This window comes from Flavobacterium swingsii (assembly GCF_900111965.1).
GTDB classification, from domain to species: domain Bacteria; phylum Bacteroidota; class Bacteroidia; order Flavobacteriales; family Flavobacteriaceae; genus Flavobacterium; species Flavobacterium swingsii.
In genome coordinates this window covers 261,855-279,541 of the sequence record NZ_FOJT01000001.1, presented here as the reverse complement: position 1 = coordinate 279,541, position 17,687 = coordinate 261,855, and the positions used below count along the sequence as shown (strand labels likewise).

20 protein-coding genes and 3 tRNA genes are annotated in these 17,687 nt (G+C 31.8%); 8 read left to right on the top strand and 15 right to left on the bottom strand.

Going from position 1 to position 17,687, the window contains the following annotated elements:
• Window positions 1–20 precede the first annotated feature (20 nt).
• The gene (locus BM053_RS01355) at window positions 21–548 is read left to right on the top strand and encodes a DUF4252 domain-containing protein (RefSeq protein ID WP_091473736.1); all 528 of its coding nucleotides are present in this window, start codon (window positions 21–23) and stop codon (window positions 546–548) included.
• Between the two features lies 1 nt (window position 549).
• Window positions 550–1,086 carry a DUF4252 domain-containing protein gene (locus tag BM053_RS01350; protein WP_091473735.1) on the top strand — a complete coding sequence of 179 codons (537 nt, stop codon included), beginning with the start codon at window positions 550–552 and terminating at the stop codon, window positions 1,084–1,086.
• A gap of 53 nt (window positions 1,087–1,139) precedes the next feature.
• On the opposite strand, the gene BM053_RS01345 is transcribed toward BM053_RS01350, so the two are convergent.
• The 4 genes from BM053_RS01345 to BM053_RS01330 are packed head-to-tail and all read right to left on the bottom strand — an operon-like array spanning window position 1,140 to window position 4,838.
• On the bottom strand, window positions 1,140–1,580 hold the full coding sequence (locus BM053_RS01345) for a sterol desaturase family protein (protein WP_091473161.1): 441 nt from the start codon (window positions 1,578–1,580) through the stop codon (window positions 1,140–1,142).
• Window positions 1,581–1,585: 5 nt separating this feature from the next.
• Window positions 1,586–2,425, bottom strand: coding sequence for a phytoene/squalene synthase family protein (locus tag BM053_RS01340; RefSeq protein ID WP_091473158.1), 840 nt, complete (start codon window positions 2,423–2,425; stop codon window positions 1,586–1,588).
• A gap of 1 nt (window position 2,426) precedes the next feature.
• On the bottom strand, window positions 2,427–3,890 hold the full coding sequence (locus tag BM053_RS01335) for a phytoene desaturase family protein (RefSeq protein WP_091473154.1): 1,464 nt from the start codon (window positions 3,888–3,890) through the stop codon (window positions 2,427–2,429).
• Between the two features lie 48 nt (window positions 3,891–3,938).
• Window positions 3,939–4,838 carry a MerR family transcriptional regulator gene (locus BM053_RS01330; protein ID WP_091473151.1) on the bottom strand — a complete coding sequence of 300 codons (900 nt, stop codon included), beginning with the start codon at window positions 4,836–4,838 and terminating at the stop codon, window positions 3,939–3,941.
• A gap of 83 nt (window positions 4,839–4,921) precedes the next feature.
• Here BM053_RS01330 and BM053_RS01325 point away from each other — a divergent pair, with 83 nt between their 5' ends.
• Window positions 4,922–6,058, top strand: a complete 1,137-nt coding sequence (locus BM053_RS01325) for a lycopene cyclase family protein (RefSeq protein WP_091473148.1) — start codon at window positions 4,922–4,924, stop codon at window positions 6,056–6,058.
• Between the two features lie 204 nt (window positions 6,059–6,262).
• Here the strand turns inward: BM053_RS01325 and BM053_RS01320 are convergent.
• The 3 genes from BM053_RS01320 to BM053_RS01310 all read right to left on the bottom strand — a co-directional run bounded on the left by BM053_RS01320 (window position 6,263) and on the right by BM053_RS01310 (window position 6,561).
• Window positions 6,263–6,345, bottom strand: a tRNA-Leu gene (locus tag BM053_RS01320).
• A gap of 43 nt (window positions 6,346–6,388) precedes the next feature.
• Window positions 6,389–6,461: transfer RNA gene (locus tag BM053_RS01315), tRNA-Lys, on the bottom strand.
• Between the two features lie 27 nt (window positions 6,462–6,488).
• Window positions 6,489–6,561, bottom strand: a tRNA-Lys gene (locus tag BM053_RS01310).
• Window positions 6,562–6,687: 126 nt separating this feature from the next.
• Between BM053_RS01310 and BM053_RS01305 the strand changes: the two genes are divergently transcribed.
• Window positions 6,688–7,209 carry a shikimate kinase gene (locus tag BM053_RS01305; RefSeq protein ID WP_091473145.1) on the top strand — a complete coding sequence of 174 codons (522 nt, stop codon included), beginning with the start codon at window positions 6,688–6,690 and terminating at the stop codon, window positions 7,207–7,209.
• Here the strand turns inward: BM053_RS01305 and BM053_RS01300 are convergent.
• Genes BM053_RS01300 through BM053_RS01290 form a run of 3 tightly spaced genes read right to left on the bottom strand, consistent with a single transcriptional unit; the run spans window position 7,201 to window position 8,670 of the window.
• Window positions 7,201–7,698: a phosphoribosyltransferase domain-containing protein gene (locus BM053_RS01300; protein WP_091473141.1), complete on the bottom strand. Its 498-nt coding sequence runs from the start codon at window positions 7,696–7,698 to the stop codon at window positions 7,201–7,203. The genes BM053_RS01305 and BM053_RS01300 overlap by 9 nt on opposite strands.
• 5 nt (window positions 7,699–7,703) lie before the next feature.
• Window positions 7,704–8,300 (bottom strand): methyltransferase domain-containing protein, encoded by a 597-nt coding sequence (locus BM053_RS01295; RefSeq protein ID WP_244148492.1) that lies wholly within the window; start codon window positions 8,298–8,300, stop codon window positions 7,704–7,706.
• Window positions 8,275–8,670: an RNA-binding S4 domain-containing protein gene (locus tag BM053_RS01290; RefSeq protein WP_091473136.1), complete on the bottom strand. Its 396-nt coding sequence runs from the start codon at window positions 8,668–8,670 to the stop codon at window positions 8,275–8,277. The genes BM053_RS01295 and BM053_RS01290 overlap by 26 nt, the downstream gene beginning before the upstream one ends.
• Before the next feature lie 76 nt (window positions 8,671–8,746).
• Here BM053_RS01290 and BM053_RS01285 point away from each other — a divergent pair, with 76 nt between their 5' ends.
• A complete protein-coding gene (locus tag BM053_RS01285) occupies window positions 8,747–9,670 on the top strand; it encodes an FKBP-type peptidyl-prolyl cis-trans isomerase (protein ID WP_167357263.1) in 924 nt (307 codons plus the stop codon).
• A 76-nt stretch (window positions 9,671–9,746) separates the two neighbouring features.
• Here the strand turns inward: BM053_RS01285 and BM053_RS01280 are convergent, their stop codons facing one another.
• The 5 genes from BM053_RS01280 to BM053_RS12250 all read right to left on the bottom strand — a co-directional run bounded on the left by BM053_RS01280 (window position 9,747) and on the right by BM053_RS12250 (window position 14,256).
• Window positions 9,747–10,700, bottom strand: a complete 954-nt coding sequence (locus BM053_RS01280) for a transketolase family protein (protein ID WP_091473134.1) — start codon at window positions 10,698–10,700, stop codon at window positions 9,747–9,749.
• Window positions 10,701–10,719: 19 nt separating this feature from the next.
• Complete coding sequence (locus BM053_RS01275) at window positions 10,720–11,394, bottom strand: hypothetical protein (protein WP_143076450.1); 675 nt, start codon at window positions 11,392–11,394, stop codon at window positions 10,720–10,722.
• A 7-nt stretch (window positions 11,395–11,401) separates the two neighbouring features.
• The gene (locus tag BM053_RS01270) at window positions 11,402–12,256 is read right to left on the bottom strand and encodes a transketolase (RefSeq protein ID WP_091473128.1); all 855 of its coding nucleotides are present in this window, start codon (window positions 12,254–12,256) and stop codon (window positions 11,402–11,404) included.
• A 163-nt stretch (window positions 12,257–12,419) separates the two neighbouring features.
• Complete coding sequence (locus BM053_RS12255; RefSeq protein ID WP_262487528.1) at window positions 12,420–13,580, bottom strand: T9SS type A sorting domain-containing protein; 1,161 nt, start codon at window positions 13,578–13,580, stop codon at window positions 12,420–12,422.
• Window positions 13,570–14,256, bottom strand: coding sequence for an alkaline phosphatase D family protein (locus tag BM053_RS12250; protein ID WP_091473122.1), 687 nt, complete (start codon window positions 14,254–14,256; stop codon window positions 13,570–13,572). Before BM053_RS12250 ends, BM053_RS12255 begins: the two co-directional genes overlap by 11 nt.
• A 179-nt stretch (window positions 14,257–14,435) precedes the next feature.
• Between BM053_RS12250 and tgt the strand changes: the two genes are divergently transcribed.
• The 3 genes from tgt (at window position 14,436) to BM053_RS01245 (ending at window position 17,583) form a co-directional block, all read left to right on the top strand.
• Window positions 14,436–15,566: a tRNA guanosine(34) transglycosylase Tgt gene (gene tgt, locus BM053_RS01255; protein ID WP_091473120.1), complete on the top strand. Its 1,131-nt coding sequence runs from the start codon at window positions 14,436–14,438 to the stop codon at window positions 15,564–15,566.
• Between the two features lie 66 nt (window positions 15,567–15,632).
• Window positions 15,633–16,718 carry an LptF/LptG family permease gene (locus tag BM053_RS01250; RefSeq protein WP_091473117.1) on the top strand — a complete coding sequence of 362 codons (1,086 nt, stop codon included), beginning with the start codon at window positions 15,633–15,635 and terminating at the stop codon, window positions 16,716–16,718.
• The gene (locus BM053_RS01245) at window positions 16,705–17,583 is read left to right on the top strand and encodes a DMT family transporter (RefSeq protein WP_091473114.1); all 879 of its coding nucleotides are present in this window, start codon (window positions 16,705–16,707) and stop codon (window positions 17,581–17,583) included. The genes BM053_RS01250 and BM053_RS01245 overlap by 14 nt, the downstream gene beginning before the upstream one ends.
• Window positions 17,584–17,687 lie beyond the last annotated feature (104 nt).

The window sequence follows — 17,687 nt, the reverse complement described above, 5'->3', positions numbered from 1 at the left end:
AATCAATTAAAATTAAAGTCATGAAAAAATCAATAATTATAGCCTTATTTATCTTATTACCATTTTTTAGTCAAGCACAATCATTGTTCGACAAATACGACGGGCAAGATAGTGTAACTTCGATAATCGTAAACAAGAAAATGTTCGATTTGATGAGCAAAGTAAAAATGGAAGCTTCAGATAAAGATGCACAAAAATACTTGGCATTAATAAAAAAATTAGACAACTTAAAAGTATTTATGACATCGAGTTCAAAAACAACTGCCGACATGAAATTTAACGTAGAAAAATATCTAAAAACTAGTAATTTAGATGAGTTAATGCGTGTAAATGATGGTGGAAAAAACGTAAAAATTTATGTAAAATCAGGAAGCTCAGATAGCCAAGTAAAGGAATTATTAATGTTTATCGAGAATACAAATGTAAAAGACAATCAAACAGTTTTGATGTCACTTACAGGAGATTTTGATATTAATGAAATTTCGACACTAACAAACAAAATGAATATTCCTGGCGGAGATGTTCTTAAAAAAGCTGGTAAAAACTAATATGGCAACGCTAGTAAGATTTCTCGTAGGTTGTACTTTGGCACTATTATTTAGTTGTAAAAGCGAACCAAGTTTGCAAAAGTATTTTGTAGAAAATACCGAAAATAAAGATTTCGTAGCGATAGATTTAACACCAAAAATGTTAAATATAGACAATACAAAATTAAGTGTTTCTCAAAAAGAAGCTTTGGCATCATTTGAAAAAATAAATTTATTAGCATTTAAAGTAAATGATAAAAACAAAGCCCAGTTTGATGTTGAAAGAGCAAAAGTCACTTCGATTCTAAAAGATGCAAAATACCAGCAACTCATGAAGTTTGGTTCTGGAAAGGAAGGAGCTCAAATAAGTTTTGTGGGAACTGATGATCACATTGAAGAATTTGTAATTTACGGAAACAAAAAGGAAAATGGCTTTGCCGTAGTTCGAGTTCTCGGAAAAGATATGAATCCTACTTATATCATGGAAATGATGAGTGTTCTTAAAAATGGAAATATCAATTTAGATCAATTAAAACCATTGCAAGAGTTAATGAAATAATTTGGGTTAAGTTATTATAAAAGAAAAGCGATTTATCAGATCGCTTTTCTCGTTTATTTGAAATATTTAAAAGGAACAATAAGCATTCCAAAACACTCTCCATCACCTTTTCCTAAATGCTTATGATGCATTTTGTGTGCTCTGCGAACTGCACGAGCATATCTGTTATCAGAATTTCTGAATAATTTAAACCGTTGGTGAATAAAAATATCATGCACCAGAAAATAAGCCAATCCGTAAGCAAAAATTCCTAAACCAATGGCAAGACCAATGTTGAGAATGTTGTTTTTCCAGAGTAAAAAGAAAATGATACTCACAATGGCATAAAATATAAAAAAGGCATCGTTTCGCTCAAACCAAGAATTGTGGTCTTTCTTGTGGTGGTCTGCATGCAAATTCCACAAGAAACCATGCATAATATATTTGTGACTAAACCAAGCCATAAATTCCATAAAGAAGAAGGTGAAAAAGAAAACTAAAATATATAACCACATAATTTCTATAATAAGTTTAAACGATATTTGACATAACAATTTGCGAGTAAGCCAACTTTTTGATAATCGGAAACTCGAATTCTAGTATTTTTTATTTCTGCCGAAGGTGTTTTTTTTAATTTAGATAATAATTTTTTGTAATAAATATAAGCTGTATAAACGCCAAATTTTGCATCTATTGGTAAGTTTATGATTCCTTCATAACCTGCTTTAAAATCCGCTTCAATTTCTTTGATAATTTCTTCTTTAGAAGTTTCATCAAGTTGTGATAAATCGGTATTGGGGAAATAAGTTCTTTCTAAACCTTCAAAATCGGCTTTCAAATCTCTCAAAAAATTTACTTTCTGAAAAGCTGAACCCAATCGCATAGCAGCACTTTTTAAACTTTCGTATAATTCAATATTCCCTTTCACAAAAACTTTCAAACACATTAGCCCAACAACATCGGCACTTCCGTAAATATATTCGTTATATTCGTCTTTGGTTTTGTATTCTTTTTTTACCAAATCTAGTTTCATGCTTTTCATAAAAGCATCAATTAGCTCATTGGAAATTTTGTGTTTGTGAACCGTGTGTTGAAAAGCATTCAAAATTGGATTTAAACTTATTTTTTGTGTAAGTGCATTTTTTAAATCTACTTCAAAGGTATTGAATAAGGCTTCTTTGTCATAATCATGAAAACTGTCTACGATTTCGTCTGCAAAGCGAACAAAACTATAGACATTGTAAATATCCTGCCTTATACTTGGCGCCAACATTTTTACTGCCGATGAAAATGAGGTGCTATAAGATTGTGTTACAATCTTACTACAATCATTAGAAACTATGTCGAAAAGTGATTTCATATTATGATGAATATTTTTTTATTAAATCGGCAACTAATTTTCCAGAAATTAATGCAGGCGGAACACCAGGGCCAGGAACAGTTAGTTGTCCTGTAAAATATAAGTTTTTTACTTTTTTACTTCTTAGTTTAGGTCTTAAAAAAGCAGTTTGTAGCAAAGTATTCGCCATTCCGTAGGCATTTCCTTTGTATGAGTTGTATTCTTTTACAAAATCGTTTACACAAAATGATTCCTTAAATATAATATTTTCTCGAACTTTTTGGTTTGTGATTTTTTCGAAACGAGTCATTATTTTTTCGAAATAAGTATCTCGTAATTCTTGTGTATCTTCAATTCCGGGAGCAATTGGAATTAGGAAAAACCCATTTTCACAGCCTTCGGGTGCAGTTTTTGAATTTGTTTTTGATGTAAAATTTGCATAAAACAAAGGTTCTGTTGGCCACTTCGGGTTATCATAAATTTCTTCTGAATGCAAATCGAAATCGACATCAAAAAATAAATTATGATGTATCACATTGTCTATCTTTTTGTTGAAACCTACATAAAATAGGAGGGAAGATGGTGCGAAAGTTTTCTTATTCCAATATTTTTCAGAATATTGTCTGTGTTTAGGTTCTAAAAGTGTTTCGGTATGGTGGTAATCGGCACCAGAAAGTACAATATCGGAAGTAATTACTTCTTCATTTACCAGAATTCCTTTAGTGATCTTATTTTCAACAATTATTTTTTCAACATTTGCATCGGTAATTATTGTAACACCTAATTGTTTTGCCAAAGTTGCCATTCCGTTTATTACATCATGAAAACCATTTGTAGGTTGCCAAGTTCCTAAACCAAAATCGGCAAAATTCATAAAACTATAAAAAGTAGGTGTTTTAGATGGTTTTGCGCCCAAAAACAATACAGGAAATTCTAATATTTGAATTAGTTTTTTATTGTTAAATTGTTTTCTAACATCTTTACTAATGGTCGAAAAAAACTGATCTATTTTTTTGGCGGTTTCTATAGTTACCAATTCTAGTGGCGATTCTCCGGGTCTGTAAACCAAGTCTTTTATAGCAATATCGTAATTGCTTTGTGCTTTTTGTATAAATTTTTGAAGTTTGTCACCACTTCCAGCTTCAATATTTTCAAAAGTATCAACTATTTCTTGAAGATTATCTGAAATGGCTATAAAATCATTAACACCATAAAAAACTTGGTATCCAGGCGATAATTTTTTTAAGTCATAATAATCCGATGGTTTTTTGCCAAAATTGGCAAAGAATTTCTCGAAAACATCAGGCATCCAGTACCATGATGGTCCCATATCGAAAGTAAATCCTTCTTTTTCAAATTGCCTTGCTCTTCCACCAATGGTGCTATTTTTTTCATAAATAATCACATCATTGCCAGCTTGCGCTAAATAACAGGCAGCTGCTAAAGACGAAAAACCAGATCCTAATATTGCAATATTCTTTCTCATAATTGTTTAACAAATATATAAAAAAGTTAAACAATAAAATGTTAAACTTTATATTTCTTCTATAATTGATTCTATCGATTGAAATATTTTTGTTTTTTCGTTCAAAAACTTAGGATTTATTTCGGTTGTCATTTTTCCTATAAACCAACATTCTGAATCTTCATTAGTAAGAATTTCGGTCTTAATTTTCTCGATATAATTGTTAATTTCGTCTTTTGTAGGCTGAACAGTCATATAACTTACAAAAGTTATTTTGTCGAAATAGCGTTGAACATCTTTAAGACTTTCTATAGGAACACTTTCGCCAAGATATATTGTTTTGTAGCCGTTTAGTATCAATTCGTAATTGAGGTACATTAATCCAAGTTCGTGAATTTCGTTTGAAGGTAAAAATAAAACAAAGATTTTATCCGTTCTAGTAGGTTCTAAAACCTGAATTTTTTCGGTATTAACAATGAGTTTTTGTTTTATCAAATAACTAATAAAATGTTCGTGAGCAATTGTTATGGTATTCGATTGCCACAGCAAACCAATTTCGTTCATAAGCGGAATAAAAACCTCATAAAAAACCTCTCTAAAAGATTTTTCTGATAATAAATTATTGTAGGTGTTAATGAAAAGTGTCTGGTCAAAATTCATCATAGCCATTTTAAAAGCATTTATAGCATGACTTTTTGCACTTTTTTCTGATACAATTTCTCTAACTAAAACAGGGATTTTATCAGGAGATAATTTAGATATTCTCGAAATTTTATATCCGTAATCGTGTAGCAATGTTATGTTTAATAACTTTTGAAGATTATGAGTGTCATAAAAACGGATATTTGTATCAGTTCTCATTGGTTCGAGTATCCCATATCTTTTTTCCCAAATACGAATCGTATGCGCTTTTATTCCCGAAAGATTCTCTAAATCTTTTATGCTAAATATATTTTTAACCGCGTTCATCTTTTTATTGTAAAAGTTAAACAAAACTAAATAAATAATTGTTTTCTTTTCTTATATTTGTTAAAATACTTTCAAAAAAAAGAATGAAGTACGATTATATCTTTGCAGGAATTGGATTAGCAAGTTTAATGATTTTAGATAAAATGATAGATGCTAAGCTTTTAGAAAGCAAAAAAGTACTATTGTTAGAGCCCAATGATAAAAACTGTAATGACAGAACTTGGTGTTTTTGGGACAATAAATTAGGTGATTTTGACCATTTAGTTTCAAAAAAATGGGAGCAAGCCTTGTTTGTTAATGAATGTAAAACTGTTCAATGTCTTTCTGATGATTCAAATTATAAAATGATAGAATCGATTCGTTTTTATAATTATGTTTTAAATAAATTAGATAAATACCCAGAAATTGTCTGGAAAAAAGAAAGTTTCATTGCTTTTGAAGATAAAAATTCGGAAGTAATTGTAACTTCTAATGTTGCTGAATATAGTACGGATAAATTTTTTAATAGTGTTTTTGAGGTATCTAAAATTGAAAACAATATAAATTATCCCTTACTAAAACAGCATTTTATAGGTTGGTTCGTAAGAACTACTAATCCGATTTTTGATGTCAATTGTGCTACTTTTATGGATTTTTCGATCCCACAAAAAGAAAACACACGATTTATGTATGTTTTGCCATTTTCCGAAAATGAAGCTTTGGTTGAGTATACTTTGTTTTCTCCCAGTTTGTTGCAAGAAAGCGAATATGAAGAGGCAATAAGTGATTATCTAAAAGAAAAAGGAGCAACCACTTTCGATATTATTAAGAAAGAACAAGGGAATATTCCCATGACCGTTTTTCCTTTCTGGAAAATCAATTCGAGAAACGTTTTGCATATAGGAACAGCTGGTGGCTGGACAAAAGCCAGTACCGGTTATACTTTTAAGAATGCAATAAAGCAATCGGAAAGAGTGGTTTCATTATTTAAAAAAACAACAATCGATTTTAGAAAATCTCATAAAACCAATAGATTTCTATTTTACGACAAACTTTTTGTAAAGGTTTTGTATAAAAATAATGTTTTAGGAAAACAGATATTCTCTAATATGTTTATAAAAGTGCAACCTAAAAAAATATTTAAATTTTTAGATGAAGAATCTAACTTGAAACAAGAATTAGAAATTATATGGGCTTGTCCTAAAATCCCGTTTATAAAAGTGTTGTTAGGGTTAAAATAGCAACTATTTCCTAATTAAGTTGGGTTTAAAAACAAAAATTCTAAAGAAATTATTTCAAGCAAATGAATATTTCTTTCGGATTTTTCTGTGACCACTATGGGATTGACTTTGTCTTTCCCAACAAAGCTACGCTTTGAAAATATAAATGGGTAAAAAACAATCAAGTTTACTTGAAATTGTTTTTTACCCATTTATATTTATTCGTGACCACGGCGGGATTTGAACCCGCACGCCCTTGCGAGCACCAGCCCCTCAAGCTGGCAAGTCTACCGTTTCTCCACGTGGCCTAAAATAAAAAAAGTCATTCACTTGTGGTGAACGACTTTCTTGTGACCTGGCTGGGGCTCGAACCCAGGACCCCATCATTAAAAGTGATGTGCTCTACCAACTGAGCTACCAAGTCATTGCTTTGAAGAAATAAATAAAATTGTGACCTGGCTGGGGCTCGAACCCAGGACCCCATCATTAAAAGTGATGTGCTCTACCAACTGAGCTACCAAGTCATTGTATTTCTTCAACGCGGGTGCAAATATAAGAAGTTATTATTCATTTTTCAAAGCAATTTTGTATTAAATTTGTCTTTTTTTCTCAAATGTCCTCAGTATGTTAATTTATAAGGTTTTAGCTTCATGAAAAAGATTGTTTTAGTTGGTTATATGGCTTCTGGAAAAACAGAAATAGGAAAATTACTGTCAAAAAAACTCGATTTGCCTTTTTTTGATATCGATCACTTAATCGAAAATGAAGTTTCTAAAACGGTAAATGAAATTTTCGATGAAAAAGGAGAGATTTTTTTTAGGAAAAAAGAACATGAAGTATTTGCCAATAAAATAAACTCAGACGAGACTTTTGTATTAAGTCTTGGTGGCGGAACACCTTGTTATGCAAATAATCATCTGTTTCTGCAAAAAGAAGATGTGATTTCGATTTATTTGAATGTTAAGATTCCATCATTAATAGAAAGATTAAAAATTAATAAAGCAAATAGACCGCTTATTAAAGATTTATCTGATGATGAATTAACAGAATTTGTTTCCAAACATCTTTTCGACCGAAGTTTCTATTACAACCAATGCAAGCATACGATTTTTATAGATGATACTAAATCTCCGTTTGATGTTATTGAAGAGATTCAGAAAATATTACTCTAAGAAAGCGCAATCTTCATTTTCATTAAAAACCACTTGCACATGTTCTAACAAGGATGTTGATAGTGAAATTCCTTTGAAATCTGCTTTTATAGGATATTTTTTGTGGTTTCGGTCTATTAAAACTGCGGTTTTAAACTTCCTCAAATCAACATCTAGAAAATGCCTTACACCGTAAATTAAGGTTGTTCCAGAGTTAAGAACATCATCAACCAAGACTAATCCTTTGTTTTGGTATTCCTTTTTATTGATAGAAGTTGTAATGGGTAAACTCGGATTTTTCTTATCAATAATAACTTCGCACAAAATAACTTCGATAGGAGATATATTTTTTAGTTCTGAAGCAATTTTATGAGCAAAAATACTTCCGTTTCCTTGAATTCCGGCTATAACAATCTCTTTTTCGTCGATAAAAGTTTCGTAAATCTGATACGCAATTCGCTTTATTTTGAATTTAATTTCTTGGTGGTTTAAGATAATATTTTGGCTCATGGTGGTTATTTTTTTGTAAAGATAAAAAACAGTTCGTTTCCGTGACGTGGTTTGATAGAATTATAAGCGGTCTCTAATATTTTTATGTCAAAATAATCAGAAAATAATTTTAGATATTCGTCTTTCGAGCCGCCAAATGGTGGTCCAACTTCTGTTAAAGGAAATTGAAAAAACAAACCAATCAATCTGCCTTTCGGCGAAAGTAAAGAAAGCATTTTTTGTACATATTTAGCTCTTAATTCGGGATTTAATGCGCAAAAAAAGGTTTGCTCGATAATTAAATCATAGCTTCCTTCGTGCTCAAAAAAATCAGAAACAATTAATTGATTCGGATTAAAATTTGGCATTCTTTTCTTCAAGTTATCAATTGGAGCCTGAGCATAATCTACAACAAAACTATTATTGAAGCCTTTGTTTATAAGATATTCGAATTCATAACCATTACCACAACCAGGAATTAATATTTTGATAGATTTATCTTCTATTTGGTCGATATATTCTTTGATTGGTGTGGTTATTGTGCCAGTATCCCAAGCAATGTCATTGGTTTCATAACGGTTTTGCCAGTATTTTGGGTTAAGCTTCGTCATCGGAATCTTCATTTTTTGTATCAGTACCAAAATCTTCTATATCACGACGGTCTTTTTTAGTTGGACGACCGGTTCCATTTTTTCGGTAATGTTCTTTCGATAATTTTAATAATTCTAAATGAGCAAACGATTCACTTGGGGTTTCATCTTTTCTATAGATGTCAACCAGTTTTGCGCCCACGCGATTGTCAGGAATATCTAAAACCGAAATAATATAGGTAATCTGATCTCTTCTAAAAGTGACTTTATCGCCAGGAAATACTTCTTTAGAAGCTTTTGCTACTTGATTGTTTACTGTAATATGATTTTTTTTACAAGCTTCGGTAACCATATTTCTGGTTTTGTAATAACGTACACACCAAAGGAATTTATCTATTCGCATAAAAATTAAAAAACAAAGTTAAATTTTAAACAAAAATAAATCAAAATTGTATCTTGCGCACCTAAAATAGAATATAATGATTAGATTTTTTAAAGTAGCTTTTGTTTTTATAATGAGTTTGACAATTTTTAGCTGTAGTAAGGCTGACGATCCTGTTGTTACTTATGTTGTTCCTTTTGCGGAGCAGTATCCTAGAGATTTAGCAGCTATCGATAAATATTTAGATGAATATCATATGGATGTTAATTCTGATAAAGATGTAACATTTACAAAAATACCTACACCCAATACTGCAAACTTACAAACAATTAGAGCTCAATATGCATCTAATTTACATACAAAAACAGTAAACAGTAATGGTGTCGATTATAAAGTTTATTATATAAACACTACTGACCTTTCAGATCCTGCAAATTATGGCGCTGGTGAAAAACCAACAGTAATAGATTCAGCTTTTGTTTCTTATAAAGGAAGTTTACTTGATGAAACAGTTTTTGATCAAGCTCAGAATCCAGTTTGGTTTAGACTTTACCAATATGGTGACCTCGATATAATTCGAGGTTGGAAAGAAATTTTTCCATTGTTTAAAGCTGGGGATAAAGATGTTACAGATATAAATAATCCTATTTATACTAATTTTGGTGCAGGAGTAATGTTTTTGCCTTCAGGATTGGCTTATTATAGTGGTAGTGGACCTACTGGATCTCTCCCTTCTTATTCACCACTTATATTTAGTTTTAAACTAAAAGACGTGAATTATGTAGATCATGATGCTGATAGGATAGACTCTAGATATGAAGATGCAAATGGAGATGGCGACCCAACAAATGATGATTCAGATGGCGATGGACATATTGATGCTCTAGATATAGATGATGATGCAGATGGGATTCCTACTAAAACGGAAATAAAAAACCCTTCTGGAGGATATTATTCTTTTGCAAGTATTCCTTTATGCACAGATGGAAAGAAAAAGCATTTAAGTGCTGCATGTCACTAGAATTTAAATTTAGAATATAAAAAAAAATCCCGTTTCAATTGAAACGGGATTTTTTTATACAATAATATTTAGAATATTATTTTCTCTTCACAACTCTTTCAACCGCTTCAACAATTGCTTGGTTGTTTAGTTTGTATTTTTCCATAAGTTGTTCTGGAGTTCCGCTTTCGCCAAAACTATCGTTTACCGCTACAAATTCTTGCGGTGCAGGATTGTTTAATGCTAAAACTCTAGCAACACTTTCTCCTAATCCGCCAAGGATATTATGTTCTTCGGCAGTAACAATACATTTTGTTTTTGCTAATGATTTTAAAATAGCAGCTTCGTCTAAAGGTTTAATTGTATGAATGTTTATTACTTCGGCTGAAATTCCTTTAGCTTCCAAAGCTTCGGCAGCGATTAAAGCTTCCCAAACCAAATGTCCTGTTGCTATAATAGTTACATCAGTTCCTTCGTTTAACATAATAGCTTTTCCAATTTCGAATTTTTCGTCAGCAGGCATAAAGTTAGGCACAACTGGACGTCCAAAACGCAAATAAACTGGCCCATGATGATCAGCAATTGCTAATGTTGCAGCTTTAGTCTGATTGTAATCGCAAGTATTGATTACAGTCATTCCTGGTAACATTTTCATCAATCCAATATCTTCAAGAATTTGGTGTGTCGCGCCATCTTCACCTAGTGTTAAACCAGCGTGAGAAGCACAGATTTTAACGTTTTTGTCAGAATAAGCTACACTTTGACGAATTTGATCGTAAACTCTTCCTGTAGAAAAGTTAGCAAATGTTCCTGTAAAAGGAATTTTTCCACCAATAGTTAATCCTGCTGCAATCCCAATCATGTTAGCTTCTGCAATTCCGATTTGGAAAAAACGTTCTGGGTGATTTTTCTTGAAATCATCAAATTTTAAAGAACCAATTAAGTCAGCACAAAGTGCCACTACATTTTCATTTGTTTGTCCTAATTCTGTCATTCCAGCTCCAAAACCCGAACGAGTATCTTTGCTTCCTGTATTTATATATTTTTTCATGTTGCGTGTTTTTATAAGCTTAATCTTTCCTGTTAAATGTAAAGTTATAGTCTATGTTTTTGTTTTCTAGATATTCTACGTCAAGACTTATTTTACCATCGGTTAGGCATAAAGTTTTTGTTAGACTTTCTTCTTTTTTTAAATTAACATTGTGTGTTGTTATTAAATCTCTGACATCTTGATTTATTCTTTTAAATTCTGAATCTTCCTTTTTTTGAAAAATAAAGTAATCTTCATGAATAACTTTTTTTAATTTTTTATTTTTATACCTAATTAAATGAACAACAGTTTTATTTAAAATAGTATCTCTTTCAAATTCAATTTTTTCAACATTTTTATTGTCAATATTTTTTTGATGTTTATGAAAAAAATAATCTACTAATTTTGGCTGTTGGAGGTTTGCTAAATCGTTCATTTTGAAAGTAATATTATCTATACTAAATTCTACTACTTCCTTTTTTTTGAAATCATATAATCTAGCATCTTTCAAATCTTTAGCAACCCTTATTTGAAGCAAATAAGTTGAGTCTTTTGAATTAATAAAAATAATCCTCTTTTCAGGAAATCCATGCTGATAACCATAATTTTTAGTTACTGAAACTTCGTAATGATTAAAATAATAATTTAATTTTTTATCTTGAGAAAACATTACAATTGAAAATAGAAGCAGCAATAAGAGGGCATTTTTTTTCATAGTTAATTTAATAATCTAGTTCGCCTCCAGTATTATAGTTTTGTGCTAAAGCATTTTCTAACTGTGCGTCATTAGGTGCTTTTCCATGCCAAGCGTGAGAATACATCATATAATCGACACCATTCCCCATTTCTGTATGTAATAAAACACAAACTGGTTTTCCTTTTCCTGTTCTAGATTTTGCATCATTCATACCAGCAAGTATCGCTTCGATATTGTTACCTTCTTTAATATCGATAACGTCCCAATCAAAAGCTTCAAATTTTGCTCGAATGCTTCCCATGTTTAATACTTCGTCGGTTGTTCCGTCTATTTGTTTTCCGTTTAGATCGACAGTTGCAATAAGATTATCTACTTTTTTAGCAGATGCATACATAATAGCTTCCCAGTTTTGTCCTTCTTGTAATTCGCCATCACCATGAAGTGTGTAAACTAAATTTGAATCGTTGTTTAGTTTTTTAGCTTGAGCTGCTCCAATTGCTACAGACAAACCTTGTCCAAGAGAACCTGAAGCGATTCTTACACCTGGCAAATGATCGTGTGTGGTTGGGTGACCTTGCAAACGAGTATTTATTTTTCTAAAAGTTGCTAATTCAGCTACTGGAAAATAACCACTACGTGCTAAAACGCTGTAAAAAACTGGCGAAATATGTCCGTTAGATAGGAAGAATAAGTCTTCGCCATGACCGTTCATATCGAAACCTTCTTTTCGATTCATTAGGTTTTGATAAAGTGCTACTAGAAATTCGGTACAACCTAGAGAACCTCCGGGATGACCTGAATTTACTGCATGTACCATTCGGAGAATGTCTCTACGAACTTGTGTTGTTAAATCTTGAAGTTGTTGCGTGTTTGGTTTCATTTTATGTGTAAAAGTTAAACTTCCGCAAAGATAATCAGATAATTGGATTTTTTTATATTAAAGATAAAGTAGATGCAAAATGATGGTAGAAATTGAGATATGAAAGAATACTTCATGTCGATTTAAAACATGAAGTATTTTAAAATTAAGGTATTGTATTTGTCTAATGTTGAATTATTAATTTTTGAGTAGTTGTAGAATTTTCTGAAGTGATAGTTACAATGTAATTGCCATTTGGTAAATCATCTGTTGGATATCTTTCAGTCCAAATGCCAGAATGTTTTGAAGTTGTAAAGTTTTTAATCTCTTTACCCGTCAAATCAATAATTTTTAAATGTACTGTTCCAGATTGGTTTAAGTTATAATGTATGGTGAAAAAGGAATCTGAAGGATTAGGATAAAGTGAAAGTATTTTAATATCTTCAGAGATATGATTAGTACTTAATACCTGAGAGAAACAAATTTCAGGTTGTATCACATTCGTCATAGCACTTGAAGCGAGTATAGGACTTGTGGCTTGGCGTAAATGATTTTCAGAGTCAAGAACATACCACGAAGCTCCAATCTGATGAGTTGCCGAAGATGTATTGATTGTGCTTACATAATACCAATCAGCTTGTACTTTTGGAGAAGTTACATCAAGAATAATAAAACCTTTTTTACTTCCTTCACTATATTTCACAAAAGAATTCCCCAAAGCTATAAGTTCAACGGCTCCTCCTGGAGAGGTTACACTTGGAGTTACAAATTCAACGCCCCAAGATCCAGTTCCGGTACTGGAAGAATAATTCGATTTTGGTAAATCATTTGCCCAAGATGTATGGATATCGCCAGTTAAAACTACAAAATTATTGATGTTGTTATTCACAATAAAATTTGAAAGATTATTTCTTTCTACAGGATAGCCATTCCATTGATCTTCGTTAACAGGAACTCCAAAAACTTTTATTGGAGCCATCATAACCTGCTGTACTAAAAACTTCCATTTTGAGGTAGTGTTAAGTAGTTTATCATTCATCCAAGTTTTTTGAGTATCACTTATCATTTTTCTTGTAGTGCTATTCACCCCAGATCCCGTAGTTCCAATTTGTTGTTCGCGACCTTCTAAACGAGTGTCAAGCATAATTAAGTCGATTGTTTTGCCGTAGGTTATCTCTCTATAAATTTGATAAGGATCTGTAGGATTGGTTTGGCGTATTGGCAACCATTCAAAATAAGCTTGTCTTCCTTCGTTTTTTCTGTTCTGCCAATTCCCTTCACCTGTACTATGATTTTCTGCACCGTCTTTCCAACTGTCATTCGCGGTTTCATGATCATCCCAAATAGGAATCCAAGGATATAATTGATTGGTTTCTTCTAAGGTCTGGGTCTAAGTGATATACGGAATAGCGCGCTCTATAATCGGCAAGTGTGATGGTTTCTGTAGCAGGCTGCCAAAATCTTTGAGTAGCGGTATTCGGTTCATAACCGCCAGTTTCATATTCGTAGATGTAATCTCCTAAACAAAGTACCGCATCAACATCATTTCGTTGGTTCATAGCTTTGTATACATTAAAAAAACCAGCTTCCAAATTGGCACATGAAACCACTCCAAAACGAGCATTAGTTGTTGTGTCCCCAGGAGCTGTTTTGGTTCTTCCTATTGGGCTTCCAATTCCATCAGAGTAAAATTGATAATAATAATACGTTTGAGCTTGCAATCCTGTTACATCTATTTTTACTGTAAAATCTTTACTTGTATCTGTTGCAAAAGAACCTGATGTAATAACATTACTCATTTGATTGTCGGTAGCAAGCTTCCATGTTCCTGAAATATTTACATTGCTTATATCTTCTGGAGTAACTCTAGTCCAGATAATTACTCGGTCTTGTAAAGGATCGCCTGAAGCCACACCATGATAAAATGGTTTTAAACACGGATCTAATGTTAAGTTTGATTGACTAAATCCTAAAGCAAAACTCATAAAAGCCAGAAACAGAAACAAAGTAATTTTTTTCATTTTAAATATTTATATAATTTTTTCAATTGCAATATTAATTTTTAGACCATAAAAGGATGTTAAGTTACTATTGTCCTTTTATTATAAAATCAGAGGAGGTAGGATTCTTAGGTAACTAAAATGTTAATTAAATTCACAATTCACAACCCATAATTTATAATTATTTTATATTTGCCGTTATGAAATTTGATTTACTTAAAAAAGACCCACAAACTAAAGCCAGAGCAGGAACAATTACAACGGATCACGGTGTGATTGAAACTCCAATTTTTATGCCTGTTGGGACGGTTGCATCGGTAAAAGGTGTGCACCAAAGAGAACTTAAAGAAGAAATAAATCCTGATATTATTTTAGGAAATACCTATCATTTGTATTTGCGTCCGCAAACCGAAATTCTTGAAAAAGCTGGAGGTTTACATAAATTTATGAATTGGGACAGAAATATTTTGACCGATTCAGGTGGTTATCAAGTGTATTCTCTTTCGGCTAATAGAAAAATTAAGGAAGAAGGTGTGAAGTTTAAATCGCATATTGATGGTTCTTATCATTTTTTCACACCAGAGAATGTGATGGAAATTCAGCGTACCATTGGTGCCGATATTATCATGGCTTTTGATGAATGTACACCATATCCTTGCGATTATCATTATGCAAATCGTTCGATGAAAATGACGCACCGTTGGTTGGATAGATGTATCAAACATTTAGAAAAAGTGCCGACAAAATATGGTTACGACCAAACATTTTTTCCAATTGTACAAGGAAGTTGCTATAAAGATTTAAGAATGCAATCGGCAGAATATATTGCCAATGCTGGAGCACAAGGAAATGCTATTGGAGGGCTTTCTGTTGGGGAACCAGCTGAAGAAATGTATGCCATGACCGAAATTGTAACTGCAATTTTGCCAGAAGATAAACCGAGATATTTGATGGGTGTGGGAACACCAATAAATATTTTAGAAAACATTGCTCTTGGAATAGACATGTTTGATTGTGTGATGCCAACAAGAAATGCTAGAAACGGAATGTTGTTTACAGCTAACGGAACTATCAATATTAAAAATAAAAAATGGGAAGCCGATTTTTCTCCAGTTGATGAAATGGGACTCACATTTGTAGATACCGAATATTCAAAAGCGTATTTGCGTCATCTTTTTGCTGCCAATGAATACTTGGGGAAACAAATCGCAACCATACACAATCTTGGTTTTTATATGTGGTTGGTTCGTGAAGCCAGAAAACATATCATAGCAGGAGATTTCCGTGAGTGGAAAGAAATGATGATTAAAAATATGAGTCAACGATTGTAAAAATGTACAATCGGTTAATCGTTAATTCGGTTAATCGATTAAACAAATAACCGATTAAACTTTTAGATGCTAACAATATTAGACAAATACATTCTCAAAAGATATTTAGCCACTTTTTCGGTGATGTTGCTTTTGTTTATTCCTATTGGAATTACAGTCGATGTTGCTGAAAAAATAAATAAAATCCTCGAAAATAAAGTACCTATCGATAAGGTTTTGTCTTACTATGTCGATTTTGTAATTTATTTTACAAACTTTTTGTTTCCTATTTTTTTGTTTTTATCTATTATTTGGTTTACAGCTAAACTGGCAAATAACACCGAAATTATTGCTATTTTAAGTTCCGGAATTTCATTTAGAAGATTCTTGCGTCCTTATATTATTGGTGCGACAATGGTATCAATTTTCGCCTTACTTATGGGATTTTTTCTTGCGCCAAAGGCAAGTGAAGGGTTCAAAAATTTCAGGTATTTATATCTAATAGGAAATGGTAAGAACGAAATGCGTGAAACAGGTGATGTTTACAGGCAAATTAGCGACACCGAGTTTATTTATGTAAGTAATTTTAACCAAGAAGTAAAAACAGGATATAATTTTGTTTTCGAAAAATTTAATGGCGAAAAATTAGTTTACAAAATTTCTGCCACATCAATACAATGGAATCCAAAAGCAAAAAACTATACGTTACTAAATTATACCAAAAGAACCGTTGGCGAATTAGATGACAAAATTGAAACAGAATATTCAAAACAACTGAAATTTAATTTCGATTTAGAAGACTTGACTCCTGTAGTTTATATTGCCGAAACACTAAATTTGAGAGATTTAAACAAATTTATCGAAAAAGAAAAAAAACGTGGTTCAGCAAATATAAATACCTATTTGGTTGTAAAATACAGAAAATATAGTATTCCAATTTCGGCATTTATTTTAACGATTATTGCAGTTGCAGTTTCTTCGATGAAGCGTCGTGGCGGAATGGGAATAAATCTCGCCATAGGAATCGCCATTGCTTTTAGTTATGTTTTTTTAGATAAAATTTTTAGCACACTTGCCGAAAAATCTTCGGTAGAACCAATAATTGCAGTTTGGATTCCTAATGTTGTTTTTGGAATCATGGCTTTTTTCTTACTCCGAAATGCAAAAAGATAAAAACGTAGAAAGCTATCTCAAACTTCATTTAATCGTATTTATCTGGGGATTTACAGCAGTATTGGGTAAATTAATCTCGTTAGAAGCCTTGCCTTTAGTTTGGTATCGAATGATTTTTGCCACGGGTTTTATTTTACTATTTATTGCGGTCAAAAAAATCCCACTGAAACTCTCCAGAAAAACAATAATAGGACTACTTTTTGCAGGTTTAATTATTGCTTTACATTGGCTCACTTTTTTTAAAGCCATCAAAGAATCTAATATTTCGGTAACACTAGCTTGTCTAGCAACAGGTGCTTTTTTTACCTCAATATTAGAACCTATATTTTACAAACGAAAAATAATTGCTTACGAAGTTCTCTTCGGACTCATTGTAATTATTGGACTCTATATCATTTTTAAAGTAGAAGGAAATTACGTTTACGGAATAATCTTAGCCTTATCATCAGCATTTCTTTCAGCCTTGTTTTCGGTAATAAACGGAAAATATGCTGTAAAATATGACCCAACAGTTATCTCATTCTACGAAATTTTAGGAGGCGTATTGTGCTTGACGATATTCATGTTGTTTAACCAAAGTTTCACAGCCAGTTTTTTTCAATTGTCAGTAAACGATTTAATTTGGTTATTAGTCTTAAGCTCTGTTTGCACGGCATACGCCTTTATAGCATCGGTTGGTGTTATGAAATATTTGAGTCCATATACGGTCATGCTTACCATCAATCTCGAACCTATTTACGGGATAATTCTAGCATTAATCGTTTTTAATGACAAAGAAAAAATGAGCACACAATTTTATATCGGTGCTTTAATTATTTTATCTACAGTGATTTTGAATGGCGTTTTAAAAAATAGAAAAAAGTAATTTTTTCAGGAGCTATTTCCAGCTGTCATTCCAATCTTTTCTTTTTTTAAAGAAAAAAAAGAAAAGGATTTTCCCTTCCATCTGGGCTAGGGCATTCAAATCAA